The sequence below is a fragment of the uncultured Slackia sp. genome, from assembly GCF_959608125.1.
GTDB lineage: Bacteria > Actinomycetota > Coriobacteriia > Coriobacteriales > Eggerthellaceae > Slackia.
Map to the genome: position 1 here is coordinate 126,750 of NZ_CAUHPG010000002.1, position 11,905 is coordinate 138,654.

Annotated in this window: 7 protein-coding genes and 3 tRNA genes; 3 read left to right on the forward strand and 7 right to left on the reverse strand. The window is 61.2% G+C overall.

Going from position 1 to position 11,905, the window contains the following annotated elements; translation table 11 throughout:
* Nucleotides 1-99: 99 nt before the first annotated feature.
* Entirely contained in the window at nucleotides 100-1,392 is a 1,293-nt protein-coding gene (gene brnQ, locus Q6E04_RS01330) for a branched-chain amino acid transport system II carrier protein (RefSeq protein WP_303249032.1), read from the reverse strand.
* 526 nt (nucleotides 1,393-1,918) lie between these two features.
* Between brnQ and Q6E04_RS01335 the strand changes: the two genes are divergently transcribed.
* Nucleotides 1,919-2,989 carry a hypothetical protein gene (locus Q6E04_RS01335; RefSeq protein WP_303249033.1) on the forward strand — a complete coding sequence of 357 codons (1,071 nt, stop codon included), beginning with the start codon at nucleotides 1,919-1,921 and terminating at the stop codon, nucleotides 2,987-2,989.
* A gap of 183 nt (nucleotides 2,990-3,172) precedes the next feature.
* Here Q6E04_RS01335 and Q6E04_RS01340 read toward each other — a convergent pair whose 3' ends face one another.
* The 3 genes from Q6E04_RS01340 to Q6E04_RS01350 all read right to left on the reverse strand — a co-directional run bounded on the left by Q6E04_RS01340 (nucleotide 3,173) and on the right by Q6E04_RS01350 (nucleotide 3,873).
* Complete coding sequence (locus Q6E04_RS01340) at nucleotides 3,173-3,388, reverse strand: hypothetical protein (RefSeq protein ID WP_123198087.1); 216 nt, start codon at nucleotides 3,386-3,388, stop codon at nucleotides 3,173-3,175.
* Between the two features lie 236 nt (nucleotides 3,389-3,624).
* Nucleotides 3,625-3,700, reverse strand: a tRNA-Lys gene (locus tag Q6E04_RS01345).
* 96 nt (nucleotides 3,701-3,796) lie between these two features.
* Nucleotides 3,797-3,873 (reverse strand) — tRNA-His (locus Q6E04_RS01350).
* A gap of 173 nt (nucleotides 3,874-4,046) precedes the next feature.
* On the opposite strand from Q6E04_RS01350, the gene Q6E04_RS01355 reads away from it, so the two are divergent.
* Nucleotides 4,047-4,122, forward strand: a tRNA-Arg gene (locus Q6E04_RS01355).
* A gap of 107 nt (nucleotides 4,123-4,229) precedes the next feature.
* Here Q6E04_RS01355 and Q6E04_RS01360 read toward each other — a convergent pair.
* Nucleotides 4,230-5,123, reverse strand: a complete 894-nt coding sequence (locus tag Q6E04_RS01360; RefSeq protein ID WP_303249034.1) for a LysR family transcriptional regulator — start codon at nucleotides 5,121-5,123, stop codon at nucleotides 4,230-4,232.
* 192 nt (nucleotides 5,124-5,315) lie between these two features.
* Here Q6E04_RS01360 and Q6E04_RS01365 point away from each other — a divergent pair, with 192 nt between their 5' ends.
* Nucleotides 5,316-6,281, forward strand: coding sequence for a TDT family transporter (locus Q6E04_RS01365; RefSeq protein ID WP_303249035.1), 966 nt, complete (start codon nucleotides 5,316-5,318; stop codon nucleotides 6,279-6,281).
* Between the two features lie 723 nt (nucleotides 6,282-7,004).
* Here the strand turns inward: Q6E04_RS01365 and Q6E04_RS01370 are convergent.
* Together Q6E04_RS01370 and Q6E04_RS01375 are read right to left on the reverse strand one after the other, a co-directional pair.
* Complete coding sequence (locus Q6E04_RS01370) at nucleotides 7,005-9,188, reverse strand: YhgE/Pip domain-containing protein (protein WP_303249036.1); 2,184 nt, start codon at nucleotides 9,186-9,188, stop codon at nucleotides 7,005-7,007.
* Entirely contained in the window at nucleotides 9,185-11,827 is a 2,643-nt protein-coding gene (locus Q6E04_RS01375) for a YhgE/Pip domain-containing protein (RefSeq protein ID WP_303249037.1), read from the reverse strand. The genes Q6E04_RS01370 and Q6E04_RS01375 overlap by 4 nt, the downstream gene beginning before the upstream one ends.
* Nucleotides 11,828-11,905 lie beyond the last annotated feature (78 nt).

Below are 11,905 nucleotides of genomic sequence, written 5' to 3' on the forward strand. Positions count from 1 at the left end.
TAAAATTTTTTCGACTTTCTTTTCTGCCCCTCGGAAGGCCCCGCCGCAACGCAAAAAGGGCCGCCGAACGAACGGCGGCCCTCAGGCTTGAGCATATGCTTACGCGCGCTTCTTCTCGATCGAAGAATGCAGCGCGCCGACGCAGGCGGCGATGACGGCTACGCCGATCCATCCCAGACCCATATCGGCGCCCGGCAGCGCATCCAGGAAGATCCACATGTCGGGAGCGAACGCATCGCGCAGCGCCACAATGACGCTGACGACCGTCGTGGACAGCACGACCCACGGCCACATGCGGGGCGACTTGTCGCACACGCTGTGGGCAAGGCCCATGACCATCATGGCGATGGCCGGCGGATACAGAGCGCCCAGCAGCGGAGCGGAGAACATCAGAATCGAATCGAGACCGACCAGCGAAACGCAACAGCTGAACACCGCGAAGATAGCGGCCCAGACAGGCAGCGGAACGCGAGGGCACACCTCGGAAAAGTACTCGGAGCAGCACGAAATGAGACCCGTGCACACGTTCAGGCAAGCCAGCAGGAAGATCGCGGCCACGATGACGGAGCCTGCGGCACCGAAGTGCAGGTTGGCGGAAGCGGCCAGAATCTCGGCGCCGTTGGCGGCGTCGGGCATGGACGACGCCATGGAAAGGCCCACGAAAGACAGGCCGCAGTACACGGCGGCCATGAGGACACCCGCGATGATGCCCGCGACGGAAATGGCGCCCGTCACCTTCTTGGGGTCGGTGACGCCGTGCTCTTTCACGTTGGAAGCGACCACGATGCCGAAGCACAGGGCGGCAAGCAGGTCCATGGTCTGATAGCCCGCCAAAAAGCCCTCGGACACGGCGTTTCCGTCATACGGAGCGCGCGGCGCCGGCGCGTCGGCCGCACCCGCGAACAGAGCCGCACCCACCACGAGCGCGATCAGGACGATCAACGCGGGAGCGGAGAAACGGCCCAGGATACGCGACAACATGCCGGGGCGAAGCGCCAGGAAGAACGCGATGGCGAAGAACACCACCGAGAACACCGCGGCGACCACGAACGAGTCGCCGCCCGGGATCAGAGGCTTCACCATCTCGAACGCCGTGGTAGACGTACGCGGAATGGCCAGGAAGGGGCCGATGGTCAGATAGACCGTCGCGATGAACACCGATGCGAACAGAGGATGCACGCGACCGGCAAGCTGACGGATATCGCCCACCAGGGCCACCGCGATGATGCCCAGTACGGGCAGGCCGATGCCTGCCACCAAGAAGCCCGCCGTGGCGGGGGCGGCGTCGGTACCCGCCTGCAAGCCCAACAGCGGCGGCAGGATCAGATTGCCTGCGCCGAAGAACATCGAGAACAGCATGCCGCCGAGCATCAGCAGCTGCATGCGGCTCATTCCGCCTTTTTTCGCTTCGTTTGTTTTTTCCACGAATCCCCACTTCCTCTTGCATTGCAGTGCTTATCGCGCATCCGCACGCGGCCGGTCGCATGCAGGCCGCAAACGTCTACGCGCGATAGCCGCACGGTAGAACATCCGTCGAAGCCGCAAACCCTCGCCGCATCGGACGGCCGGGCCCTGCAAGCCCGACGCACCAATGACCTCCGGCGAACACGCATTGCGTTCGGCTCCCGACGGATACAGAAGTCGAGGCCGAACCGTATTGATAGATACAACCTTTCTTTATATATCAAGTTCGCCGCTCGAGGAAACCCCATTCGTAAAACGATACGGTCCGCGCGGAAAATAGCGGATGAAAAAATATGACGACGAAGGAGGCGCCGCGGCTTTCACGGCACGCAACGATTCATGCGAATCCGTTGCTCGGCGAATACCTCGACGAATAGCGTCCCGAGCCCTGAACCAGCGTGTATATTCCGCGCATCATGCGATTTCGCAGCCAAAACCGCTGAATGGGGCAGCTATGCCGTACAGCACCGCTCGCCGTTCAAAGGCGCTCTGCGTATTTCTCGCAGCAGCGCTCGCCCTTGCGTTCACGCCCATCGCCGGCTGCAAGAGCGAAGAGCCTCTAGACAACAAGACGGAGGAAACACCCGCGAAGACCGAGCCCGCGGCCGCACAGCCGACGAGCGCATCGGAAGACCCTGGCGGAAACGCCAATGCGGTGACGCTCGAACGCAACGACACGTCCGATATCGATGCCGCGCTTCTGGCGCAATACGAAGAAGCCGAGAAAGCCGGCGTTCGTTTCGAAGAAATCGCAGACGACGGCTCCGTCACGGTCGACATGACCCTGCATAACGACGAAGACCCCGTTGAGGCGAGAAATCTGGCCGTTACGGTGCTCGCACCCGACGGCACCCGCCAAGACCTTCCCAACGCCCAGGTGAAAACCGACGGCGAAGGCAATGCATCGCTCACGCTGGACGCGGCCCACCTCAACGACGTCGTCAACGCCGACCAGGCCGAATCCGACGACGGTGCCGAAGACAGCGGCCTTGCGAAGCCCACCGGCAAGGCGTACTTCTGCTACACGACCAACGAGTGGTACACCTTCTGCACGGGCAGCATGTCCACCGTGAAATGGGATCGCGCCTTCGCCAAATCGAAGAAGAGGGGCCGCACGTTCGACTACGATGCGGACATGCCCTTCATCGCTTGGCACAACGACTCCGCCTCGCCGAAGCGGGAGTCGATCCATATGTCCACGACCGGCGCCAAATCGCTTGTAGCTCGCTCGGCAGGCAACCGCTCCCTGCATTCCGAAATCGCGATGTTTTATCCCGATATGCCACGATACATCCTTACCAGCGTCAGCCTTGACCTGAAACCCGCAGCCCAGCCGAAGAACAACAACATCTGGCGCAGCGACACGTTCGATAGGACCTCTGACAGCGTCACGGAGCTCAAGGAGAACATGGTTCATTTCGACGGCTATATCAACAGCTGGGCATTCAAGAAGAGCGAGAAAGTCAGCAAATCCAGCACGGATATGGCCGACATGGCGGTCATCGAGAAGGTCACTCTCAAGTAGCATGCCGCTTCGAGCGTTTTTTCACGCGGAGCCAGACGGTGCCGTGCAAGGCGAAGGCCTCCCCGCCGATCGGCGGGGAGGCCTTTTCTCCGCCTATGTTCTTTTAGCGGGATCGTCGACAGCTTGACGCGCAAGACCGCCCGGGACAGTACGAGAGCGCGATCGGGGCATAAAAAAGGGCGCCTAGAGCGCCCCGTTAGCCATTTCCCAGTTATTCAGAAAGGCTTCTTTATCCTCGTACGGACAACGGCATTTATCCTTGCCGTCAGTAACCTCGACCCAAAAACCGTCGCGACCGTATTTCCTGTCGAGCGGGACGATTTCGTACACCTGACCGGGTTCGAGGCTCACGCCGGTAATCAAGGAGCGCCTGCCTTTATACCTCATCAGTTCGCTCATTGCTCGCCTGCCTTTCTCAACCTGTCAGCACGGAAACCCTGCATCTTCTTTGACAACGAACCGCGATTTTACATGCAGAGAGCCCCCTGTTGCAAGCATTCTGTAACAAAGCTCCCTGAATGTATACATTAACGGTTCGTTTTGATGGTTCGGAACAGTATACGGCGTTTTCGCCGCCATGCGATCCGAACAATTAAAAAGGGCTGGAAACTTTCGCCTCCAGCCCTGTTGCTATCTGGTGGATCGTCGGGGACTCGAACCCCGGACCTTGGGATTAAGAGTCCCCTGCTCTACCAACTAAGCTAACGATCCGAAAAAGCATATGTAAAGGTTCTGCACTTCGTGGCTGAAGCGCTTGGCTATTGTGGACTATTCTTTCGAATTACGCAAGAGCCAATTTAAAAAATCTGGGGTGGGTGATCGGATTCGAACCGACGACCTCCAGAGCCACAATCTGGCGCCCTAACCAACTAGGCCACACCCACCACGTCACACGCAATGTGCAAGTGGATAATATACAGACCTCTTTACCGTTTTGCAAGAGCATTTTTCAATTATTTCCTTTTTTTGTTTCCGCTATAATAAAGAGCCGCACGCATTCGTCCTCTTCATCAACGACTCGCCGTGCCCAAGGTCGCGCATCGATCGCGTCCGTCACGCCCCCGTGGCTCAATGGATAGAGCACCGGACTTCTAATCCGATGGTTGTGGGTTCGAATCCCGCCGGGGGCGCCATATAAAACCCGCAAGGCCTCTCCGCTGCATCGGAGAGGCCTTTCTTGCAGAAAGAACCTTGAAAGCCGGGCAATACCCCTTCGCTACGAACCCGAGCGGCGGTCGGTTCAAGCGCCGAATTCGCTGCGCACGCCCTCGAAGAACCCCCTGAACCCGTCCTCGAACACGCTTTCCTTCGGGCGGACGAACGAGATGTCATGCACGATCGCGTCGCCTTCTACCTCGATACGTGCAAGCGCCCCTGACGCAAGCTCGGCCGACACGCCCGCCTCGTAAACGAACGACACGCCCAACCCTTCCGCCGCGAACGCCTTGATGATCCCGATGCTCGACACCTCGACCACATCGGCGAACGACGCCAACGTGAGATTGCGCCCGCGCAAAGCGTGCTCGAGCACCGCGCGCGAGCCGGACTCCTTCTCGCGTACGATCAACGGCTCGCCGAACAGGTCTTCCATACGGCAGCGCGTTCCCGCCAGCCGATGCTCGGGCGAGCAGACGCAGACCAGCTCCTGCTCGCATAGAAGATCCCACGCGAACGCGCTCTTCTCGAAGATGCCTTCCACGAAGGCGCAGTCGATCGACCCTTTGTCCATAAGCTCGAGCAGCTCGTCGGTACTGCGCGACGTCACCGTGACGCGAAACCGCGGATTGCGCTTCAGGGAGCGCGCCAGCGCGGGCGCCACGATGTATTCGCCCGCCGTAAGCGTGGTGCCCACGTTGAGGCACACCACCTCGTCCGACGAGACGGCGGCGATGCGGCGGCGCAGCAGGGCTTCGTCGTGCGCGAACGAAAGGAAGGCCCGCTGCAGCAGCCTTCCCTGCTCGGTGAGGCGCATGGTCTTGCCTTCGATCGATACCAGTTTGGCGCCGTAGGCCCGCTCGAGATAGGCCATATGCTGCGAGACCGCCGATTGCGTCAGGCTGAGTTCGCGGGCGGCGTGGGTGTAGTTGAGCGTACGGCACACGGCCAGAAACGTGGCGACGCGGGTATCGAGCATGGCATCCTCCTGAACGCTTTTCTCGCGGGCGCGCGACAAACGCCGAGCCGCCGCGACGCCCGCACGATAACCATAAGTAAAACTATTCGTACCATTAGTAATCATAAGTTTACTTCATCGACAGACAGGCGCAAGATAAGCCCATCGAAATAACGGCGGCGCAAAGAGCCGCCCGATTGATAAGGAGCGATCATGCGAGAGTTTCTGAAGAAGGTACCTATCCCCACGGGCGGTCTCGCCCTCGGCCTCGCCGCGCTGGGCATTCTGCTCAAACCTATGTCGACAGCGGCTTACGCGGCATGCGGCCTATGCTCCTTCGCTTTGACGATCTTGCTTGCCGCGCGTCTGCTCAGCGATTCCGCCGGCATCCGCGAGGACTTCGAGAACCCCATCCTGGCAAGCGTGAGCGCCACCTTCCTCATGACCGCCATGCAGCTGAGCACCTATCTCGCCCCGTTCGCCCATGTTCCCGCCTTCGCGATCTGGGCCTGCGCCGTGATCGCGCACTTCGTGCTGATGGCCTGGTTCACCGTGTATCATCTGCGCGCATTCGACCTGACCAAGGTCTATCCCACCTACTTCATCTGCTACGTGGGCATCGTCGTGGCGTCGGTGAGCTCGCCGGTCTACGGACTCGAGCGCCTGGGCTCTGCCATCTTCTGGTTCGGCTTCGTCGCCTACGCCGCGCTGCTCGTGATGGTGACCGTCCGCTATGCCAAGCATCCCGTCGAAGAAGGCGCACGTCCGCTGTTCTGTATCTATACCGCGCCCATGAGCCTTTCGCTGGCAGGCTACCTTGCTACCGAGCCCATCCCGAACCCCGTGTTCGCCTGCGTGCTCGCCGTGCTGGCCCAGCTGCTGCTGGTCGCCGTGCTCATCCGCCTGCCGCACTTCCTGCGCCTGAAGTTCTATCCCAGCTATGCGGCCATGACCTTTCCCTTCGTGATCACCGCCACCGCGCTCGACCGCACGCTCACCATGCTGGCGAACGCCGGAATCGTCTACCCCGCCGCCCTCCATGTGCTGGTCGGCATCGAAACCGTCCTTGCCTGCGCCATGGTCGGCTACGTGTTCGTGCGATTCCTCATGGAATTCGCCCGCATCGGCCGCAGCCTGATCGCCGAGCGTTCCTGCCGCCGCGAGCTGGCCGCCGAATAGAACCGCCCAAGCCTCTTCATCCGCCCCGAAACGGCTCCCTCTTCCGAAACGGCCCGACGTCTTACCGCGTCGGGCCGTTTTGCATGCGCAGAAGGCTCCGCGAGAAGGGGCGCGTCACGACGACGCCGAATCCCGTAACGCCTCCACGAACAAGCGCGCCGTTTCGCTGCACACGAGCGGTCGAACAACCGACCGGGATACACGCCCTTGAAAAGCGCCCCTCAGGCACACGAGAAACCGCATGGCGGACACCGCCGAGCCAAGACGGCACGGCCTCATTCCTCCCCCGCTGCGGCCGGAGGGGGTTTCTTGGAAAAAAAGGGGCGTCTCAGGCCATTTTTTCGAGGGTCTGCCACTCGAATGAGCAAATACGCTGCCATTCGACGGGACGAACGCAACGATATACCACATACATCATTCAACCGGGTATTAACTTGAGCCCGATAGCGGGGAATCGGCGCGGCGGCGTGCCAAACCTCGCATTTTTTGGCCTCGGAGGCCTCTTTTTTCCAAAGTACGCCGCGACACGGCCGTCGGATGCAGCTGCACGGACCCCAACGCCCGCCTTTCCCGCGAAACCGAAAGTCCGCCGGCGTTGCGACGCAGCCCGCCGCTTCCCAAGCATAAAAAATGGGTGCGCCCCCCCCCTGAAGAACGCACCCATCGGATACATCGGCCCCAGCATCGCGCCGAGCGCCGCCTCCACAGCGACGCGATGCAGCGCTACATGACCTTCGAACTTTCCACCATCTCGACGAACTTCGACACCACCTTGATCAACGGCGTGCGAAGCACCAAGCCCAGCACGATGAACGGCACCGTGAACAGCAGCAAGATGCCTATCTCGGTCCAGAAGTCGCCATTGTACACGCCGAACATGGCCGCGCGCATGGCATTGACCGCATGCGTGACAGGCAAATACGGGCTGAGCTCCTGCACGAACGTCGGCAGAGACTGCAGCGGATAGCTTCCTCCGCCGCCCGACACCTGGATGATCAGCAGGAACACCGAAATGGCCTTGCCGAAGTTGGCGAACGACACCACCAGCGTGTAGATGATGAACGCAAACACCAATCCCGATACCCAATAACACAACAGGTAAAGGAACGGATTCGCGGTCTGCACGCCGAGGAACACCATATTGCCCACGCTCACGCATGTGCTCTGCATGAGCGATATCAGCGCCACCACGCCGAAGCGCCCGATGAACTGCTGCCATGCGGGCACGTGGCCCATCTGGTCGAGGATGCGCTTCGAAGGCGTCACCTTAAGCGTCACCATGACCAGCAGCGCGCCGATCCACAGGGCGAGCGTCGTGTACAGCGGAGTCATGGCCGATCCGAAGTTGTCGACCGGATACACCGCATGCCTGTCCAGCTTCACCGGCGCCGAAACCGCCTTCGCCAAGGCGGACGGATCCGAGCCGATCGCCGCGCGCAAGGCCTCGACGTCGCCGCTGGCGGCCGCCTCGGCGATGCGGGCGCCCGCGTCATGCATGCGCTGCGCCGACGACGACAAATCCGACGCTGCCGCATCGAGCTTCTGTTTGGCGTCGCCGATGCCCGAAGACACCGAACCCGCCGCACCCGACAGATCGGACGCCGTGGCGTCAAGCGTCGCCGCCGTGGAAGAGAACGTCGCGCTCGCCTCGCCGACGGTGTCGGACAGAGCCTCCATGTCGGGCTTGAGCTGCGTGTCGTAATCGGCCTTGGCGCCGCTCAGCGCATCCTTCGCCTGCTGTGCAAGACCCTTGATTTCATCGCGCTTGGCCTGCGTGTTCGTGCGGCCCGCCTCGATATCGGCCGCCGCCGAATTAAGCGAATCGCGCAACTGCTCCTGCAACGCGATCGAAGCGTTCAGGCGCGCCGTCATAGTATCCACCGCCGATTGCGCCGCGCTCGGCAAAAGGGGCTTAAGCGATTCGAGGTGTTCGATGATATTGCGATAATCGCCGATCTGACCGTCGACCCTCGAAGCGGCCGAAGTCAATTGCGAAGCCGACGAAGACGCCAACGACGACGCCGAATCGAACGCGGCGTCCACCGAATCGACCACCGCGCCGTAGCTTGCGGCGCTCTGTTCGATAGCCGTCGAAAGCGCCGAAGCCGACGTGCCGATGGCGTCGCCGACATCGCCCGCAGCCGCCTTGATATCCGACACCGAATCCTTCACGCCGTCGGCCTCGTTTTTGACCTGACCGAGCAGCGCCGCCGAATCGTCGACGAGGCTTTGAGCCGACCCCAGCACCGACGAATACATGGTCAGCACCGAAGACGCCTTGTCCATGGTGGAGCCCACGTTGTCGATATGCACGGCCAGCTCGCCGATGCGTCCGCCCATGTCGGAATTCTCCGCATAGTCGGCGAGCGTGGTGGCGATTCCCAGCGCTACCTCCGAAAGCGTCTCCGCGAACACGGTGTTCACCTGGGCCGATACGCCGTCGGCACCCTGATCGGTCACCTTCGGCGCGATCGCGTTCTTCTTCTCATTGGTGTAGTAGGTGATCTTGGCGTGCTCGACGTCGTCGGAGTAGAACGTCATCATGTCGCGGCTGAAGCTCGAAGGAATCACCACCGCCGCGTAATAGCGACCCGATCGGGCGCCGTCGATGGCGTCCTCTTCGTCGGTGATCGTCCACTTCAGCTGGTCGTTGGCGCGCAATGCCGAAACCACCTGTTCGCCGACGTTTATCTCCAGCGGCACCAGGTCGCTTTTGTACCCTTCGTCGGAATTCGCTACGGCCACCTTGAGGTTGCCCGTGTTGTCGAACACATTCCAGCACGCGATCAGGTTGTACCACGAAAACAGCGACGGTATGGCCACCAGGCCCAACACGATGATCACCGTGATCACGTTATGGCCGAGTCGCTTCAGGTCGCCCGTAAAAAGGCGCCAGATATTTCTCATCGCCGGCTCCTTTCATCATCGGACATACGTCGACCGCCCGCATAGGCCGAGGCGCGCACTCGAACATCGCCCCCGCATCCCGCAGGCGCATCGCATGCGCACACGTCGTTGCGGCTGGCGTACAGCGAACGCACCTCTTCGTCGCTCATGGCCTCGAGCGACACCTGGCGCTCGAGGCTGTCGCGCAGATATTCCACGACCACGAGGAAAGCGATGATCGCCACGATCCACACGAGCCATGCCGTGAGCATGACCACCTTCTCGGTCTCGGTGATGGCGAACACGAGCGTCACCACCACGGGCACCAGGATGCCTACGACCACCGCACCCCGCTTGAACTTCGGATACAGCTTCATGAAACGCGCCGCACGGGCGGCGATGGCGCTGCGGTATTCCTCACGGTCGGAAAGCACGCGGATGAGCTGCGCCATGCGGTAACGGCGCTCGGGCAGCTGCACGGGCTCGCCGTTGATGATGTCGCTTTCCTCGATCTGGTGCGCGAACAGATGGTTCAAATTCGCCAAATACGGACGCGCCACCAGACCTGCCGTCAAAAACACCGCCAGGAACAACAGCAGCATGCCGACGCTTTGCAGCCACGCGCCGTCATAGAAGCCGCACGTGGTTTCGCGAATGGCGTTGATGCCGTAGGTGAACGGGAATACCGGGTAGACCGTCTGGAAAAAGCTCGGCGTCATTTCGATCGGATACAGACCCGTGGCGCCTGGGATCTGGACGAACACCAAGATCACGCAGATCGCCTTGCCGATGTGCTGAAGCGTGGTAGCAAGCGTGTATTGGACAGCAAGGTATGCCAACGAGCAGATCGCCGCGGTCAGGAAGAATGCAGGCACGTTGATCGCCTGCACCCCTATGACCAGGCATCCCGCACAGCACACGATCGATTGCAGAACCACCATGACCGCCAGCAGCATCTCGCGGCCCAGGAAACGCTGACCGATCGTAAGGTTGGGGATGCCCTCGTCGTCCACCTCGTTGCGCATGATCACCAACAGCATGAACACGCCGATCCACAACGTGAGATTGATGAACAGCGGCGCCATAGCCGAGCCATACGAATTAAGGGGATAGAGGTTCTCGGTCTGCACCTGGGTGGGAGACTGCATGAACTCGGCGACCTTGGATGCATCGATGCGACCGTCGTCGAAGAGCGCAGCCACCGAACCCGAAGACCCCAACGCGGCCACGTCGGTCTTGACCGTCTCGAAATCGGCCTGCAAGTCGGCCAGCAGCGAATCGGTCTGGGACAAAGCATCGACCGATGAAGAGAGCGTGGCCTTCAGCTGATCGAGCACGCCGATGCCCTGGTCCACCAGGAGCGTCTGGTTGGAAACCGCCGAGCCGAAGCCGCTCGTAGCCGCGACGATCCGCGTCAGACCGTCGCTTGCCTGGGGAATGGCGGTGTTGGAGAGCGTGGCACGATAGCCGTCCACGTTGGTCAGCGTCTGCTGAACGGCCGTGTTCACAGAACCCGCCGCGTCGCCCACCGACGATGCGGTTCCCGACACGCCGGCGGAAAGGTCGCGCAGCGCGCCCAGCGTCGCATTCGCCTCGGCGTTGCGCTCCTCGAGCGACGTCACCACGACATCGATACTGCCGGACGCGGCGCTATCGCCCGGAAGCGCCTGCTGGATTTCGCGCAGAAGGGCGATGATGCGGGCGTTTTCGTCCACCACGGCCTGGGCGCGGCCCACGGCGGCGTCCACGTGGCCCGTCGCGGCGACGATGCCCGACGTGGTCTGTCCTATAGCCTCGTTCGTCTTTGACGAGGCCTGGGAAAGCAACACGGACCCGTGATCGAGCACGCCGCCCACGTTGCCGGAAAACGTGACGATTCCCCTGTTCACGTCTCCTGCAAGCTCGGACACTTGGCCGAGCCCTTTGCCCAAAAGCACGACCTGCGCCTTTACATCTTCGAGAGCTTTTTGGGCGGCGGCGGTCTTCTCGACGGCTTCGTCGGCCGCCGTCGCCAGATTGCTCAGCGAATCGCGAGCCAATGCGATGTCGGCCGCGGCTTCGTCCAGACGAACGACCGCATTGCCGCGCGTGGTCTCGAAATCGGCGTCGGCCTCCTTCATAGCCTCGTCGATCGCATAGACGACCGTCGAGCTGATGGTCGATACGAAGGTGTCGTTAATGGTGTTGTCGAGGGTGGTGGCACCGGTGTCGGTGATCTTCGGCGCAACGGGCCCCGCCTTCTCGTTCACGTAATATTCCAGCTCAGGCTGCTGAAAATCGCCTGAAAGAAGCGTGGTCACATCGGAGCTGAAATCCTCGGGAATGATAAAAGCCGCGTAGGCCTCGCCCGATTCGACTTCGCGCATGGCCTCGTCGCGGTCGACGAAATGCCACCCCAGCTGCTTATTCTCTTTCAGCTGTTCGACCACTTGATCGCCCAGATCCAAATCTCCGAGCGCTTCGTCGCTTGCACCTGCGTCTTCGTTGACCACGCACACGCGCAGGTTTCCCGTATTATCGTACGGGTCCCAAAAACCTATGACGTTGAACCAGGTGTACAGGGAAGGCAGCACGATGAGAAACAGCGCCACGAGCCAGGCCGCAGGCGTTTTCGCGATGCGTTTCACGTCGCGCACGAACACGCGCAGGATGTTGCCCACTCGCTCCTCCTTTGCCAAGATAATCAACATTTGTACAGAAAGCTGATTCTACTTGCAGGGGACGCGTGGAAAGGAGCG